We start from the raw sequence: 16,647 nt of genomic DNA, 5'->3' as shown, positions 1-16,647 counted from the left end.
TTCTATTTCCACCAATCATCAAACATTGAGGCCGGCACCTGACGCTTATGTTCCGTACTGAGATAGCGTTTTTCCAGCGCCTCAATCACTTCGGAAGAAACGTCCTTGCCTTCTAAATAATCATCAATGTCATTGTATGTGATGCCGAGCTCTGTCTCGTCCGTCTGCTGCGGTTTTTCATCGAGCAGATCGGCCGTCGGTAATTTCAAATACAGGCGTTCCGGTGCGCCGAGCTCTTCTAATAAACGTCTGCCCTGCCGTTTCGTTAATCCGGTCAGCGGCAGCAGGTCAGCTCCGCCGTCACCGTATTTCGTGAAGAAACCGGTCACCGCTTCAGCCGCATGGTCGGTACCGATGACAAGCAGCCCCTCTTGTCCGCCGATGGCATATTGCGCGATCATTCTCATTCTGGCTTTTACATTTCCTTTGTTAAAATCAGTCAGCTGATCGCCCGTTTCTTTTTTGTACTGATCGGCGAACGCGCTGACAGCGGACTTAATATCAAACGTCCATGATTGATCAGGCTTAATGAATTTGAGTGCCAATTGGGCGTCATCCTCATCCTGCTGTGCGCCGTGCGGAAGACGGACGGCGATAAACTCCGCGTCTCCGCCTTCCTCTCTGATGCGTTCAGCCGCCAATTGGGCAAGGCGTCCCGCAAGCGTGGAATCCTGCCCCCCGCTGATGCCGAGCACAAAGCCTTTAGCACCTGTTTTTTTCAAATATTGTTTCAAAAAGTTCACTCTGTCCTCAATTTCTTGTTTCGGATCAATTGAGGGTTTTACGTGGAGATCATTCATAATTTGTTTCTGGATGCTCATCCCAATCACTCCTCCTGCATTGTTTCTTTATGATTCATTTCCCGTTCATGCTGAAAATGAATCATGCCACTATGTACGACTCTCTGTTAAATATAGCACAGGTGCAGTTTTTAAGTGAATCAAATACACACCGGGATCAGCTGATTTCCACCCGAAGCGCCGTAATGCTGTCGCCGTTGCATTTTCCTTTTTCGATCGGGCAGGATGAAAACGCGACGACGAGATCCATTTCCGCACGGAGCCGTACGTAATCACCCGCGTCAGACAGAGGCGTTTCGACTGACAAGTTCCCCTTCTCATCAAGCACTGTATTCATAAAGATGGCAAACGGGTAATGCATAGGCGGCCGCGGCACCCCGAATGGTTCAAGCGCCCCGCTCATATTGTCATAGCACGTATCCTGGAGCTCGTCTTTATGCTTTCCGTATAAAAGCCTGTTCATATCCGGGCGGCAGGCGGGAAGCAGCAGGTCATGCTTGCCGACAGTATCTTCAATCAGCGTCAGCATCGGCTTATATAAATTTGAATAAATATGATCGCCTGTTTTTACATGAATGGACTGATTGGCATCAATCGTCGCGCCCTGATCAAGATGCTCATAGAAGTCCTTGGCATGATACGCCGTAAAATCAGCCACCTGCTGTCCTTCCACATCGACTACTTTTATAATCTGCCCTTTGTGAACCTTCAGGCCGAGCCCTTTTTTCGGCGGTACGATAAATTGCTGTGTCATCAGACTGCTCCTTTTTTTCTTCTATTATGAACCCCGGCCGTTTGTTTCATGTAAAGCAATTTATTGGATGTATATTCCCGTTCTGCCGGCTGCAATCTAAGCTTTAATAAAGGGGTTGAATTACATGGGTAAATCACAGGACCAGCCTAAAGGAAATCTCGCTTGGTGGCAGCTCTCTTTAATCGGCGTCGGCTGCACAATCGGGACGGGCTTTTTTCTCGGGTCCAGTATCGCTATTGTCAAAAGCGGATATTCCGCGCTGATCTCATTTCTCATTGCCGGGCTCGGCACCTATTTTGTCTTTGAGCAGCTCGCGAAGCTTTCGGCTAAGCAGCCCGAAAAGGGGTCTTTTTGCGCTTATGCGAGAAAGGCTTTCGGCTCTTGGGCCGGTTTCAGCAACGGCTGGGTGTACTGGTCGTCTGAAATGCTGATTACGGGAAGCCAGCTGACAGCCATCTCGCTGTTTACGAAGCATTGGTTTCCGAATATGCCGCTGTGGATTCTCGCCTCCATCTATGCGGTGCTCGGTCTTTTAATTATTTTTACGGGGCTGTCCGTTTTTCAAAAAACGGAGAATGTGCTCGCTGTTGTCAAGACGGCGGCCATTTTTATGTTTATCGTCATCGCCATTTTGGCGCTGTGCGGTATATTTTCTCATAAACCGGATGTCCAGGTGCCGAATGAATCAAAGGATTTGTTCCCGCACGGAGCGATGGGTTTGTGGACGGGGCTGATTTATGCGTTTTACGCTTTCGGGGGAATTGAGGTCTTGGGGCTGATGACCGTACATTTGAAAAAGCCGGAGGAAGCCTCAAAATCAGGCAGACTGATGCTTATCGTTCTTGCAGTGATTTACGTCATTTCTCTCGGCCTGGCGCTATTGTTAGTGCCTCTGGGCAAATTCACCGAACAGGACAGCCCGTTTATTACATCTCTGAAAGGCTTTCATTTAGATGTCATTCTTGATATTTTTAACGGGATTTTTATTATTGCGGGGTTTTCTACGCTCGTCGCCTCGCTGTTTGCCGTGACGACATTGCTTTGTACGATGGCTGATGACGGAGATGCGCCGAAATGCTTCAGATTGAAGGAAAATAAGAAAATCTGCTGGCCTGCGCTCGGATTGACATTCGCCGGACTCATCGTCTCCATCATCCTGTCATTGGTGCTGCCGAAAAATATATATGAACACATGACCACCGCAGCAGGCCTGATGCTTCTGTATACGTGGCTGTTCATTTTGTTCTCAGGCAAGAAATTGATCGAACCGACAAAAGTAGGAACGGCACAGATTTTTATCGCTCTGGTGCTGATTGCGGCAGCCGTCTCCGGGACGCTGTTTGAGAAATCGAGCCGGCCCGGTTTTCTGGTCAGCCTTTGTTTTCTTGCCGTCATTGCGATCGTGACATGGATCGTACAAAAAAAGCAGGGACACAGCCCTGCCGGATCATAGCTTAAACAATCTTTTCAAATAGGAAAAAGGACATTTTGATACTTGCGTCTCATCATCACGGAGGAAATATTGCTTCCATTCTAAATTGTCTTTTCCTCCGTACCACCCCAATCGGGGATGAAGAGGGGCTTCATCATACGCCTCTAAACGTTTTCTGATCAGCCGGCTCATATTGCGTCCGAACGCGGTTGAATCATTTAATCCTTCAAAAACCCATCTCGGCTGAAACGCCAGCATAAAAAACGGGAAGCTTCTGCTTTGTCTCGCTTCATGTGCAGGCGTTGCGCACAGAATAAAATACGGCTCGCCGTCAAAGCAGAACTCCCATTTATAATGTTCAGGATCTTCCGGCATATCTTCCGGCCAGTCTTTCGGGTCGCAGCCGCTCAGCCGGTTTAAAAAAGACCAGAACAGCTCTTCATACGCCTCAATGGAATAATGTTCAGCTAAATCCTCAGGCGTATCAAAAATTACAAGCAGCGACGCGTATCTTCCGGTTTCCCTTGAGATTTTTCCGTATTCGGACAGCAGCATCCCCACTTCCTCCGGGGTCCCCTGCTCACGGGGATCACCCGCAAAGGATATCCGAAGCTGATCTGTCAGAAATCCCTGACGTCCGGGTATGCACGGAAAGGTGTCCGCTTCATCGCCTACTTTTTCTGATAGAAGCTCAAAAGCGATTCTCTGCCAATTTGGCAGATCCAATAACTTTTCCTCAAGGCAACTTTTTGTGTACAGCCCGCTTGCCATCGGCCCACCTCCAGTATCGTCATGATACGTTATGATGGAGATAGGCGATGGGTGACAGTCCTTCTATTTATGAGATGAGCATTTGAATCCCCTGCCATCCGAAATAAAAACCAAAAACGATCAAAGACACACCTGCCGCTCCCGTCAGCCAGCGAAGCGCTTTTTCGTGGAGAAGGTTTCTGAAAGTGCTTGCGGCAATCGCCATGCAGAAATCCCAGATCAAAATGCCGAGAAGAATGCCGGAGCTGTAAATCAAAAGCTGGTTCGCATCAAAGGATTCAGCGGTTTTGGCGAGAATGCTGCCGTATATGCCGAGCCAGAATAAAATGCTCAGCGGATTGGAAAGAGAAATAAAAAACCCCGCACCGAATGTTTTGTAAAAAGCCGGTTTTCCTTTTCCGCTTCTGACGTTCATGGCTTCCCTTATATTTTTTAACGTTTCGACGCCCGTGTAGGTCAGCACGAAAAAACCGAAAAGCCACAAAAACGTCTTCACGAAAGGCGCCGTCAAAAATTGAGACAGCCCGAAATAAATCAGAATCATATACAGCCCGTCTGCCGCCATGGCGCCAAGACCGAAGATCCATGCATGCCAAAAGCCGTTCTTAATGCCTTTGTCAATTTGCGCCGCATTGACCGGGCCGACAGGTGCTGACAATGACAGCCCGAGAACGATGTAGCTTAAAAAGATGTTCATTGGCTTCCCCCTCATTCATGCAACTTGTACAAATTATTCATGAATGGGCCGGGCTATGATATATTATTTTAATTTCTCAAGCTCATCTTCCATTATGTCCGTCACTTTTTTGAGAAAATCGAATATCAGGTGCAGTTCTTCTTCTTGATATTGCCGGCAAAGGCTGATCGTGGACTGGGATAAGGAGCTGAACAATTGTTTCACGTTCGCTTTTCCCGCTGTCAGCGGCACAATGATCACCCGCCGTTTATCTTCGGGATCTTTTTTCCTCATGACATATCCCGCTTTTTCGAGCCGGTCAATGAGCGCCGTTACCGAACCTGTGCTGAGGCCGGTTTTTTTCCCAAGCTCACCCGCGGTCATTGGGCCTGCTTCATTTAAAATATCAGCTGATTTCAAATCGGTCGGAAACAGACCGAGAGATTGAGCGGCTGCCTGATGAAACAGGATCGTCCTTGTGGCCATCTTCCGGAATAACTGTATCGCGGTTTCCTCCGTCTCGCTTCTGGTATTTCTTGTTGACAAGTGACAGGCCTCCCTATAAAATCAATTTATCTTGACGATCAAGATAATTTTCGGCAAATCTAATATGATCATAGCAAATTTGATGATCAAAAGTAAGTATAGGAGGAAAAAGCATGGAACAAACAGCCGCGAAGGACGCCTCGACGAAGTTTGTCGTCATCGGCCTTTTGCTGGGCATTTTAATGTCGGCTATGGACAATACAATCGTTGCCACCGCGATGGGAAATATCGTGGCGGACCTCGGAAGTTTCGATAAGTTCGCATGGGTGACGGCATCATACATGGTAGCCGTAATGGCCGGTATGCCGATTTACGGCAAACTGTCCGATATGTACGGGCGGAAACGTTTCTTTTTATTCGGTCTCATTCTTTTCTTAATCGGATCGGCATTATGCGGAATCGCCCAAACAATGGACCAGCTCATTATTTACCGCGTCATTCAGGGAATCGGCGGAGGCGCGCTGATGCCGATCGCTTTCACCATCATTTTTGATTTATTTCCGCCTGAAAAACGCGGAAAAATGTCGGGGATGTTCGGCGCCGTTTTCGGCCTGTCCAGCGTTCTCGGACCGCTTTTAGGCGCGCTCATTACCGACTCCATCAGCTGGCACTGGGTATTTTACATCAACGTGCCGATCGGCATCCTATCGTTATTTTTCATTCTTCGTTATTATAAAGAATCACTTGAGCACAAGAAACAGAAAATCGACTGGGCCGGCGCGATTACGCTGGTGGTTTCCATTGTCGGTCTGATGTTCGCTCTTGAGCTCGGCGGGAAAACGTATGATTGGGACTCCGTTCAGATCATCGGTCTGTTCGCTGTGTTCGCCGTGTTCTTTATCGCCTTTTTCATTGTAGAAAGAAAAGCGGAAGAACCGATTATTTCTTTTTGGATGTTTAAAAACCGTTTATTTGCCACGGCACAGATTCTGGCGTTCCTTTACGGAGCGACATTTGTGATTTTAGCGGTATTTATCCCGATTTTCGTTCAGGCTGTGTACGGCAGCACCGCGACGAGCGCGGGCTTTATTTTGACGCCGATGATGATCGGTTCTGTTATCGGAAGTATGATCGGCGGGATTTTCCAGACGAAAGTGCGGTTCCGTAATTTGATGCTGATTTCCGTGGTCGCTTTCTTTATCGGAATGCTGCTGCTTTCCAATATGACTCCGGATACGGCGCGCACGATGCTGACGGTATTCATGCTGATCTCTGGATTCGGCGTCGGCTTCAACTTCTCACTGCTGCCGGCAGCGTCCATGAACGATCTCGAGCCGCGCTACCGCGGAAGCGCCAACTCAACAAACTCGTTTTTGAGATCATTCGGCATGACACTCGGTGTGACGATTTTCGGAACCATCCAGACGAATGTGTTTACCAACAAGCTGACCGATTCATTCAGCGGCATGAAAGGAGCGGGCGGCGCGATGCAGAACATCGGAAATCCTCAGGACATTTTCCAGGCCGGCACGCGCGCTCATATTCCGCCGCACATTCTGGATCAAATTATTGACGCAATGTCGCAGAGCATCACGTATGTATTCACGCTTGCTCTGGCGCCGATCGTCATCGCGGCCATCACCATTTTGTTTATGGGAAAAGCGAGAGTGAAAACCTCTCAGGAAATGGCGAAAAAAGCGAATTAAAAAAAGCAGTACATGGCATTTGCCATGTACTGCTTTTTTGTTTACTCCGCGAAATGCGGAGCGAGAATGTCTTTCAGCACGTTTGCGCTATGGCTGAATTGAGCCTGTTCTGTTTCATTCAGCTCAAGTTCCGTTACACCGGCGATGCCGTTCCGATTGACGACGGCCGGAATGCCGATAAAGACGTCGTTTACACCGTATTGCCCGTCCAGATATGTGCTGACGGTTAAAATACTGTTTTCATTACGCAAAATCGCTTTTGTGATGCGGGCGAGGCTCATCGCCACTCCGTAATATGTCGCGCCTTTTTTCTCAATAATATGATAGGCGGCGTTTTTCACATCGTCAACGATCTGATCCAGCTCGTCCTGTTTGTAAGCTGCATTTTTCTCCAGCAATTGCTGCACCGGCACTCCGCCGATATTGGCGTGACTCCATACAGGAAGCTCGGTATCGCCGTGCTCGCCGATAATGTGGGCGTGTACGTTTTGCGGAGCGGCTCCGAAATATTCACTCAGCATATAACGGAATCTCGCAGAATCCAGTGTCGTGCCGCTGCCGATGACGCGTTCTTTCGGCAGACCGCTGAATTTCCATGTCGCATAAGTGAGAATGTCGACCGGGTTTGTGGCAACGAGGAAGATGCCGTCAAATCCGCTTGCCATGACTTCACCGACAATGCCTTTGAAAATGGCGAGATTTTTTTCGACCAGCTCAAGTCTCGTTTCGCCCGGCTTTTGGTTGGCTCCGGCACAGATGCACACGATATCGGCATCCTTGCAATCTTCATACGTTCCATAAGACGTTTTCACCGGATGAGGCGCAAATGCCTTTCCGTGGTTTAAATCCATGACATCTCCCATGGCTTTTTCTTTATTTAGATCAATGATCACAAGCTCATCTGTGATCCCTTGGTTAATTAACGCAAATGCATAACTGCTTCCAACAAAACCTGCTCCGATTAATGCTACTTTGTTCACTCGTTCGTTCATCATGTATGCTTATCCTCCAGTGTTTCGTGGTGTCTGTTTTATTGTGAAGTATTTCACATTTATATTGTGCACTATTTCACAAACTTTTGCAAGAGAAAAGTTTTGTCTTGAAAACCCCCTCAGATTTTTGACAGAATCCTAAAACGGTTGGGTTTTAGGATTCTGTCATCTTTTCAGCTTGATTAAAAATTATTGAAGGCGGCGCTTAGTCAGGCATTCTGAGAAATCCTGATTTCTCTATTCATTAATGCCGAAGATAGCCATTTAAACCAGAATTGTTATACAAACCATTCTTCACATAATCAAAGCCGGGCTGGTTCTGTCCGGGCACTTGGGCGCTGCCATTGTTAAAAATCACTTTGGCGTTGGCCGTATCCGCATTCTCAGGCAGCGTCAGCGTGTAAATTCCATCTGCATTCTTAGTCATGGCTTTCCCCGGCCACGATCCGGTTAATTCTATGGCCCTGCCTCCATCATGTTTATAGATATAAGCATTTACCTGGCCCCAATGGTCCGGATTCTGATAGCCAATGATGTTGGCTTGAGACGGGTCTCTTTTGACAAACGTGTATTCTTGGGTTCTCTCTGCACCCTCGCTGTTCGTTCCGGTTAACTTGATATCGTATGCCGTGCCGATTGGATCTCCTTTTCCGATCGTTAATCGGTCCCCGTCCTTAAACGCCGTCTGCTGCCCATTATTGATCTGATAAACGGCTTTTGTTGTTTTCGCATTTGCACGCAGGGTGACCGTCAGCTGATCGTTGAAAGAATGGACTGCCCCCGTTTGATAATTCTCGAGGAAGACATGAGGCGCATTTCCGATATCGTCAGGATAAAGAACAGCCGCGGATCTGGCATTGATCGTGCCTGTCAGTTTACCGTTCGTTACTTGAAATGAACCGGTGCCGGCTCTATTATCATACCTGCCGTCAGGTAATTTCGTTGAAGCATTGACGGCAACGGAAGACGATCCTGCATTTGCCAGCACAACGCCTTTTGAGCCGCGCTGATTCATAAAGATTTGATTGTTTCCATTCGGATTCGAGAGTTCCTCAGGCTGCCCGGCCATGACATTGTGAAATAGATTGACCGCAGTGATCGCCTGATCTTTAAATAAGGCGCTCCCGCGATCGCCTATTTGACTTTTTCCGGGAAATCTTACACCATTTCCTCCGCCCTCAGGTCTGGAAAAGAAAAGAGGTGTACTTCCTGAGCGGGAACCGATCACTGCCCAGCCTAAACGGATATCGTCATCGCTCATCCATGTAGACTCTTCCTCATCATTGGCATACGTATCATGGGATTCCACCCATGTGACCAATTTGTCCGCAGACACATCAGATGCATAATGGGAAATATTCGATACACTCAGATTGCGGTTCTTCAAGGCGGACCTGATGGAATGCCCATAATTTGAAGCGGTCACATTCATATAATTCGCATAAGCAGTATCTCTGGACGCGCTGTCTTGCAGGATTTCTCCGTATTGGAATTCCGCCGCTGTATTTGTGATATTCGGCCAAAATTGGCTGCCGTAATTCCCGTCATCCGGAAGCTCTATATGCTTGGCGGCATCATAGCGGAATCCGTCTGCTCCGTCATTTAATGCTCTTTCCAAGAAGCGTTTCAGATAGGTTTGCACCTCAGTATTTTGAGTATTCCAATCATACAGCCCCAGCAGCGAATTTTGAGTGACATCCCATCTGTCCGACCAATTTTTAATTTGTGTGTTTCCATGGGTCCAGTTTGGAATACGCTTAATCTCGTCAGAAATCGCGCCATAATCACTGGTCGTATGATTGATGACCGCATCGACAATGACTTTTACGCCATATTTTTCTGCGGCTGCGCACATGTCCTTAAATTCTTGTTCAGTTCCTAAGTAACGGTTGCCGATTTGGTACGATGTCGGCTGATACAGCCAGTACCAGTTCCTCATGCTTTTATCTCCTTGGTTCCCTTCCTTAACTTGGTTGATCGGAGACGTCTGAATGGCCGCATAGCCCGCATCACGAATATCTTTCATATTTTGTGTTAACGTATTGAACGACCAATTCCAGGCATGAAGGATGGTTCCGCTTTTGACTGAAGATGCGGTCACCTCATTTGATTTGTCTGCGGTTTCAGCGTTTGCAGCCGCAGGCCCTGACAAAACCAAATGAAACAGCAATAAAAATCCGGCGAATAACGGCAGTAAAGAGGTTTTGAATCGTTTTTCAAACATTTTTGACACTCCTTATTTGATTTTTTTTAAGACTGACTGCGGAGTCAAAAATTCCTCTTACCCTTTCTTCAGCTTCCTCCTTTCGAATGGTGTGAAGACTGGAGAATTTTGTTAACGCTTTCATTTCAACTTATCACACTCTCTCTATCAAAGCAACGTGGCAGAGTGAAATCAAATCTATATTCCTATCAGATCAACAAAAAAAGAAACCACCTATCAAGATGATTTCTTTTTCACTTCTTTTATCGCTCTTCTGTAAGACAGCTTCACAATGACATACCGAAGCAAAAACAGAACGCCTCCGCAGACGATAAAAAGAAAGATCATTTTCAGCCAAGCAAAGAATGTATGGGGCAGCCCCCTATCGTATATCGTAAGCGCAGCTGCCGCAAAAGCGACCGCAATTGAATCGATCCGCTGCTGCTTCACTCGTTTTCGCAGTTCTTCCTTGGTGTCTATTCTCGGCATGAGCATTCCCGCCGCTCCTGCTCTGATACAATAATAAACAATTATAATGAAGAAAACCGCCAAGCTTCCGGCCCATTCCCTAAACGGACAGTTCAGGACAAGTCCGCGTACGATGATATCAAGCAAAGACAGTGTGCCCACAAGCATTCCGACTTCTGACCAAATCATTCGTTCTTTCTCTTTCACACTCTCACTCTTTCCATTCACGTTTGAAAGTCGGTTCCGACGCTGATTCATGACTTCCTCCCGTACTTTTAAGAATGGCTTACAACTCCCATTATATCTTGCCGATTCATAATGATAAACCGAAATATCATTGACAAAAACGTTTAATAAGGACCCCATTTGATCAAAACGCCTATGCAGATAAACACCAGTCCGATCACAAACCAGATCAGCGCCAGCGGAACCATAAAGCGAAGCCACTTTACGTACGGAATACCGCTTGCGGCCAGTACGGCCATCAATACGCCCGATGTCGGATTGACACAGTTTACAACGCCTTCTCCGAGCATGACCGCTTCAACTGCCACCTGTCTCGTGATGCCCATCAGATCGGCAAGCGGAGCCAAAATCGGTATAAATACGACCGCCTCCCCCGATCCTGATGAAATCAGAAAATGAAGCAGGGCACTGGAAATATACATTCCGATTGCGCCTGCCATCGGGCTGAAACCGTGGAGCAGTGACGCAAGTCCATTAACTACCGTATCAAGCAGCTTTCCGTGTTCCAGGATAACGGAAATGCTTCTCGCCATTCCGACAATCAGCGCGCCGTAAACGAGACCCTGGCAGCCTGTGATAAACGTTTTTGCGATATCATTTGCCGCCATCCCCGCAATCAGTCCGGACACGATCGAGATAAAAATGAACACGGCGGCCATTTCTGAATCAGACCAGCCAAGGGTTAGCGCACCGTACAAAAAGCCGGCAAGCGACAAAGCTGCAACAGCCAGAATCAGCTTATGGCGGACAGTAAACGGGACATGCTTGTCCTCCTGATCAGAAACCTGCCGGATTGAGCCTGCCGCCGGAAACCAATCGTTCCCTAACAGACTGGCGTCCTTTGCTTTTCTGAGTCTTCTCGTATACCGATAAATATATAAAATAGATGATAGCAGAAAACAAATGTAGACGGCAATCCGCAGGCCGATGCCGGAAAACATCGGCAGCTCCGCGATGCTTTGTGATAACCCGAGCGGTGAAGGTGATAGAATCGTCGCGTTAAACCCCGCATAACAGCCGATATAAATGACGGCTGCTCCGGCCACGGCATCCCATTTCAGCGAACGGGCGACGATCAGGCCGATCGGAATAAAACCGATCACGGAATTGACGACGATGCCGGTTGTGCCGAGAAGCGAAAATAGAGATCCGACAATCGCAATAAACAGCAGCTGTTTTGTGCGGAACGTACTGATCACGTTATTAATCAATCCACTGATGGCGCCCGTTTTCTCTAAAATTGCAATGGTGCCGCCCGTAAACAGGATCAGAAAGATAATCGGTGCGGAACTTGTCATCCCTTCCTGAATCGCGGTAAAAAAGGCGATCGGGCTGACAGGGGACTGATCCAGAGAATGATAACTTCCAGGGACGGCAGATGTCACACTGCCCTTTGTCACCCTGTCGAATTCTCCAGCGGGAACGATGTACGACGCTATCGCGCAAAGTAAAGCGACAATGAACAGCAGCACATAAGCATCAGGCATGACAAACATTTTTTTCTTTTTCAATACAGGTTCGGTCTTCGGCACAGCCATAACATCACCATCCCGCTTTAAATTTATAAACTATTCAGAAAATACAGATATGTGCTATATTATATACAGACCGATTGCCTGTTTTCAATATCAAAAATAAAAAACAGACAGCTTTTGAAGGAGGACTTACGGCATGAACAGACTCACAGAGCATGACAAACAAGTCATTATGGATATTTTTAACCACCTGCACGCCCATCCCGAAGTAAGCTGGAAAGAATATCAAACGACTGAATATCTGGCTGAAAAACTGAAAGCGGCCGGCTGCCGGACCCGCACGTTTGATGATTGTACCGGAGTTGTCGGCGAAATCGGAGAAGGCTCCCCCGTTGTGGCTGTCCGGGCGGATATTGACGCGCTGTGGCAGGAAGTGGACGGTGTTTTTCAGGCCAACCATTCATGCGGACATGATTCACATATGACGATGGCGCTCGGCACGATGATGCTTTTAAAGAGTCAGCCGAAGCTTCCGAAGGGAACCATCCGCTTTATTTTTCAGCCGGCAGAAGAAAAAGGCGGCGGGGCGCTGAAAATGATTGAAAAAGGCGTGCTTGATGATGTTGACTACTTATACGGCGTGCACGTACGCCCCGTACAGGAAACGGCAAACGGCCGATGCGCCCCCTCCATTCTGCATGGCTCAAGCCAGCATATTGAAGGCCTGATTATCGGAGAAGAAGCCCACGGCGCGAGACCGCATCTCGGGCTTAACAGTATTGAAATCGCCGCCCTTCTCGTGCAGAAACTCAGCTTCATTCATCTCGATCCCGGCATTCCGCATTCGGTGAAGATGACAAAGCTTCAGGCAGGCGGAGAGAGTTCCAATATCATTCCGGGAAAAGCCTCCTTCAGCCTTGATCTCCGCGCGCAAACCAATGCCGCCATGGAGAAATTAACCGCCGAAACCGAAAGAGCCTGCGAGGCGGCAGCTGCCGCATTCGGCGCAAAGATCGAACTGCAAAAAGAACACAGCCTCCCGGCAGCCGAGCGAAACAAAGAAGCGGAAGCCATCATGGCGTCTGCAATAAGCGGCATTCTCGGAGAAGAACATGTGGATGAGCCTCTCGTGACAACCGGAGGAGAGGATTTTCATTTCTACGGACTGAAGGTGCCGAACTTGAAAACGACGATGCTCGGCCTTGGATGCGGACTTCAGCCGGGGCTCCACCATCCTCATATGACATTTGACCGAAGCGCCATCTTTACAGGTGTTGAGATATTAACAGCCGCCGTCCTCGCATCGTTTGAAGCATAAAAAAAGCAGCCCGTCACAGGGCTGCTTTTCTTCGTTATTTCTTCAAATCTTCAATTGAATTGACGTTTTTCATATACTGAGGAACGACCAGACCCATCTTGACGCCTGTCAGGCTCGTTCCCACATCTTCATATTTGCCTTTATATTTAGACGCATATGCTTTATGAGTGTTCGGAAGCCAAGCAGACAGTGACGCATCCGCGCTGCCTGTCGCAATCGCAGTCCACATCGGGCCTGCCTCCACTTGCGTCAGCTTCACGTCATAGCCGAGGTCTTGAAATACTTTTCCGATCACGTTCGTACTTGCGATTTCACTGTCCCACGCCACATAAGCCAGGTTGATTTTATCACCTTTTACTTTATGAGCGCCTTTTGTCCATTGAGCTACTTGATCTTTATGTTTTTTCACATATTCAGCAGCGGCTTTGGCCGGCTTTTCGCCTTCTTCAACGGCAATCATGACTTCTCCCATATCGTCCTGCGTCCAGTTGAACTGGCTGAGAACCTTGGCCGCGTTAGGCTGTTCCTTACTGAAGCCGGTTCTTGTAATCGTATGAATCTGCTCGGCAGTTCCGTACGTTTTTTTCGGATCATCAAGGAACTTCAGCTTATATCTGGAGAACATCCAGTGCGGCGTCCAGCCCGTTACGATGATCGGCTTTTTCCGGTCATATGATTTTTTTAATGTCGCCGTCATGGCGGCACTTGATGCTGTGACGACATTCCAGTCTTTCAATCCGTAATCCTTCACGGCCTCATCCGTCAGGGCCATGATTCCCGAGCCCGGATCAATACCGATAATGGTTTTGTTCACCTGATCCGCAGCCGTTGCCTGACCATCAGTCTGCGAACCGCAGGCAGCCAAAGAAAGAGCCAGCGCAGCGGTAACGCCGACACCGATGATTTTCTTAAGCATCAGGCATTCCCCCTGCTCTTTTTCTTCACTTTAATGTTCTGCGTGATACGGTCGAGTGTAATCGCTACGATGACGATCGCGATACCCGCTTCCACTCCGACACCGGTTTTCAATTGTGTCACGGCGCTGTATACTTCAGAACCGAGACCCGGCGCTCCGACCATGGCCGCGATAACGACCATTGACAAAGCAAGCATGATGCTTTGGTTAATACCGGCAAGAATGGTTTTTGTGGCAAGCGGAAGCTGAACCTTGAACAGACGCTGAGACGTCGTTGAACCGAACGCTTCAGTGGCTTCAATCAGATCAGCCGGAACTTGTTTAATACCGAGAACCGTCATGCGGATCGTCGGAGGCATCGCGAAAATAACAGATGCCACAACGCCTGGCACAACCCCGATATTAAAGAAGAAAATGGCAGGCAGCAGGTATACGAAAGCCGGCATGGTCTGCATTAAATCCAGAATCGGTGTGACAATGCGGCGGACCGTTTCTTTCTGAGACGCCCATATGCCGATCGGAACCCCGATAATAATGGAAATCAAAACAGATGTGACGACAAGCGCCAGCGTTTGCAGCATCGGCGACCAATAACCCAAATAATCAATAACAAGGAATCCGATTAACGTAAAGAGTGCAATTCCTCTCGTACTGATCCACCAAGCGAGAGCTGCAAAAATAACAGTCAATAAAATAGACGGGATGAAACCCAATCCGCTCACAATCGCGTTTACGAAAGCGGCCAAACCGTTTGAGATTCCGTCAAAGAAACCTCCGAACGTCATGGTAAGCCAGTCAACAAACCGGTCAACGATATCTGCTAACGGAATTCTAGGCAATCTGTCCATTTACTTCACCCCCTGAACAGAAGAATCCTGAGCTTGTTCAGCAGAATCTTCAACATTTATATAATCGTTATTGCCTGAAAGCGCGCCGATTAATGCGCCTTTTACGACAATGCCTTTCATGCGGTTCTTATCGTCCGTGACGGCAATCGGAATATTCGCATCAGACACGACATCGAAAATTTCCGTCAAGTAGGTGCTTTCGTGCACAGTCGTAAATTCAGTATTTAAAATATCCTGAAGCGATAAGTCGGATTCCACCGCTTTTTTCGCATCCGCCGCGTGAATGACGCCGAGAAGCTGTTTCTGTTTATCAACGGCGTAAATAGAAGAAATACCCAAGTTCTTCATCAGCTGCAGCGCTACACGAGGCCCTTTGTCAATCCGCACAGTTTCAGCGCGCTTCATGATATGGCCCGCTGTCAGAACTTTTGATAAATCAACATCTTCAACGAATTTTTCAACGTATTCATTGGACGGGCTCATCAGAATTTCTTCAGGTGTCCCGATCTGAACGATGTTACCGTCTTTCATCAGCACGATTCTGTCGCCGATGCGCAATGCTTCATCAAGGTCATGCGTGATAAAGATGATCGTTTTGCCGACAGAGTCATGAAGGTCTAAAAGCTCATCCTGCATATCTTTACGGATCAGCGGATCAAGCGCACTGAAAGCTTCATCCATCAGAAGAATGTCAGGATCATTCGTTAATGCGCGGGCAAGGCCGACACGCTGCTGCATTCCTCCGCTGAGCTGATCGGGGAATTGGTGTTCAAAGCCTTCAAGACCGACAAGCTTAAGCGAATCAAGCGCTTTTTGCTCACGCTCTTTTTTGTCAACGCCTTGGAGCTCCAAACCGTATTCCGTATTTTCAAGAATCGTTCTGTGCGGAAACAGCGCAAATTTTTGAAAGACCATGCTGATTTTTTTCCGGCGCACTTCCCGGAGCTGGTCTTTTGACATATTTGTTATCATGTCACCATCAATATAGATATTCCCGGCAGTCGGTTCAATAAGCCGGTTTAACAGCCGCACTAAAGTTGATTTACCGCTCCCCGATAGACCCATGATGACAAATATCTCCCCATCATAAACATCAAAGTTTGCTTGATTGACACCAACGGTTGATCCGGTAGCTTTCAGGATCTCTTTTTTGTTTTTTCCGCTGGACAGCATCTGAATGGCTTTTTTTGTCTGTTTTCCGAAAACTTTGGATACATTTTCGACTTTTATCTTAATTGGTTTCTCATCCGAATTCATATTTTCCCTCCATAATAAGCAATCCTTAATACCGTAACACGTTTGTAATAAGTCAAACAAACATCATAATCCCTGTTATTTTGTATCATTACTTTAAAAACATCCATGTGTTTGATTTTCCTCTGGTATGCTTCTAAATACTCTCTAATCCTCCTTAATGAGGATAAATCACAAAGGAAACCGGGCTTTTATCAGGCTTGGGAACGTTTCCATCGAATCTGCTGCAAACTGATTTCCTATCCTTTTTTTACAATTAAAAGAATTTCTTTGCGACATTGTCCTAGTTAAAGGAGTTTCCT

The 16,647-nt window shown here is 47.6% G+C and carries 15 protein-coding genes; 3 read left to right on the top strand and 12 right to left on the bottom strand.

Annotated features, from left to right (window positions below; translation table 11 throughout):
- Window positions 1-2: 2 nt before the first annotated feature.
- Together nadE and ABDB98_RS01635 are read right to left on the bottom strand one after the other, a co-directional pair.
- Window positions 3-821 (bottom strand): ammonia-dependent NAD(+) synthetase, encoded by an 819-nt coding sequence (gene nadE / locus ABDB98_RS01640; protein WP_060963648.1) that lies wholly within the window; start codon window positions 819-821, stop codon window positions 3-5.
- A gap of 136 nt (window positions 822-957) precedes the next feature.
- Window positions 958-1,554 (bottom strand): DUF1989 domain-containing protein, encoded by a 597-nt coding sequence (locus ABDB98_RS01635; protein ID WP_269775351.1) that lies wholly within the window; start codon window positions 1,552-1,554, stop codon window positions 958-960.
- Window positions 1,555-1,678: 124 nt separating this feature from the next.
- Between ABDB98_RS01635 and ABDB98_RS01630 the strand changes: the two genes are divergently transcribed.
- On the top strand, window positions 1,679-3,007 hold the full coding sequence (locus tag ABDB98_RS01630; RefSeq protein ID WP_438421162.1) for an amino acid permease: 1,329 nt from the start codon (window positions 1,679-1,681) through the stop codon (window positions 3,005-3,007).
- On the opposite strand, the gene ABDB98_RS01625 is transcribed toward ABDB98_RS01630, so the two are convergent.
- From ABDB98_RS01625 to ABDB98_RS01615, 3 genes are all read right to left on the bottom strand, one after another.
- Entirely contained in the window at window positions 3,002-3,757 is a 756-nt protein-coding gene (locus ABDB98_RS01625) for a YqcI/YcgG family protein (protein WP_438421161.1), read from the bottom strand. The genes ABDB98_RS01630 and ABDB98_RS01625 overlap by 6 nt on opposite strands.
- A gap of 67 nt (window positions 3,758-3,824) precedes the next feature.
- The gene (locus tag ABDB98_RS01620; protein WP_014469715.1) at window positions 3,825-4,454 is read right to left on the bottom strand and encodes a LysE family translocator; all 630 of its coding nucleotides are present in this window, start codon (window positions 4,452-4,454) and stop codon (window positions 3,825-3,827) included.
- A 63-nt stretch (window positions 4,455-4,517) separates the two neighbouring features.
- Window positions 4,518-4,979, bottom strand: coding sequence for a MarR family transcriptional regulator (locus ABDB98_RS01615; protein ID WP_438421160.1), 462 nt, complete (start codon window positions 4,977-4,979; stop codon window positions 4,518-4,520).
- A gap of 113 nt (window positions 4,980-5,092) precedes the next feature.
- On the opposite strand from ABDB98_RS01615, the gene ABDB98_RS01610 reads away from it, so the two are divergent.
- Entirely contained in the window at window positions 5,093-6,625 is a 1,533-nt protein-coding gene (locus ABDB98_RS01610; protein ID WP_016936823.1) for an MDR family MFS transporter, read from the top strand.
- Between the two features lie 41 nt (window positions 6,626-6,666).
- Here the strand turns inward: ABDB98_RS01610 and ABDB98_RS01605 are convergent, their stop codons facing one another.
- The 4 genes from ABDB98_RS01605 to ABDB98_RS01590 all read right to left on the bottom strand — a co-directional run bounded on the left by ABDB98_RS01605 (window position 6,667) and on the right by ABDB98_RS01590 (window position 12,072).
- The gene (locus tag ABDB98_RS01605; RefSeq protein ID WP_438421159.1) at window positions 6,667-7,620 is read right to left on the bottom strand and encodes an L-lactate dehydrogenase; all 954 of its coding nucleotides are present in this window, start codon (window positions 7,618-7,620) and stop codon (window positions 6,667-6,669) included.
- Window positions 7,621-7,861: 241 nt separating this feature from the next.
- Window positions 7,862-9,841, bottom strand: coding sequence for an alpha-amylase (gene amyE, locus ABDB98_RS01600; protein WP_438421158.1), 1,980 nt, complete (start codon window positions 9,839-9,841; stop codon window positions 7,862-7,864).
- Window positions 9,842-10,057: 216 nt separating this feature from the next.
- Window positions 10,058-10,546: a DUF6773 family protein gene (locus ABDB98_RS01595; RefSeq protein ID WP_438421157.1), complete on the bottom strand. Its 489-nt coding sequence runs from the start codon at window positions 10,544-10,546 to the stop codon at window positions 10,058-10,060.
- Window positions 10,547-10,638: 92 nt separating this feature from the next.
- Window positions 10,639-12,072, bottom strand: coding sequence for a YfcC family protein (locus ABDB98_RS01590; protein WP_438421156.1), 1,434 nt, complete (start codon window positions 12,070-12,072; stop codon window positions 10,639-10,641).
- A 133-nt stretch (window positions 12,073-12,205) separates the two neighbouring features.
- Between ABDB98_RS01590 and ABDB98_RS01585 the strand changes: the two genes are divergently transcribed.
- Complete coding sequence (locus ABDB98_RS01585) at window positions 12,206-13,327, top strand: M20 peptidase aminoacylase family protein (RefSeq protein ID WP_049627850.1); 1,122 nt, start codon at window positions 12,206-12,208, stop codon at window positions 13,325-13,327.
- Window positions 13,328-13,361: 34 nt separating this feature from the next.
- Here ABDB98_RS01585 and ABDB98_RS01580 read toward each other — a convergent pair whose 3' ends face one another.
- From ABDB98_RS01580 to opuAA, 3 genes are read right to left on the bottom strand one after another with little or no spacing between them, the layout of a single operon-like run.
- A complete protein-coding gene (locus ABDB98_RS01580) occupies window positions 13,362-14,243 on the bottom strand; it encodes a glycine betaine ABC transporter substrate-binding protein (RefSeq protein WP_099744967.1) in 882 nt (293 codons plus the stop codon).
- Window positions 14,243-15,091 carry a glycine/proline betaine ABC transporter permease subunit OpuAB gene (gene opuAB, locus ABDB98_RS01575; protein ID WP_003156639.1) on the bottom strand — a complete coding sequence of 283 codons (849 nt, stop codon included), beginning with the start codon at window positions 15,089-15,091 and terminating at the stop codon, window positions 14,243-14,245. Before opuAB ends, ABDB98_RS01580 begins: the two co-directional genes overlap by 1 nt.
- On the bottom strand, window positions 15,092-16,348 hold the full coding sequence (opuAA, locus tag ABDB98_RS01570; protein WP_060963659.1) for a glycine/proline betaine ABC transporter ATP-binding protein OpuAA: 1,257 nt from the start codon (window positions 16,346-16,348) through the stop codon (window positions 15,092-15,094).
- Between the last annotated feature and the right edge of the window lie 299 nt (window positions 16,349-16,647).

It is taken from the genome of Bacillus siamensis, from assembly GCF_051628075.1.
Lineage (GTDB): Bacteria > Bacillota > Bacilli > Bacillales > Bacillaceae > Bacillus > Bacillus siamensis.
The sequence above is the reverse complement of the archived record's forward strand: the minus strand, read 5'-3'. Positions and strand labels throughout refer to the sequence as shown.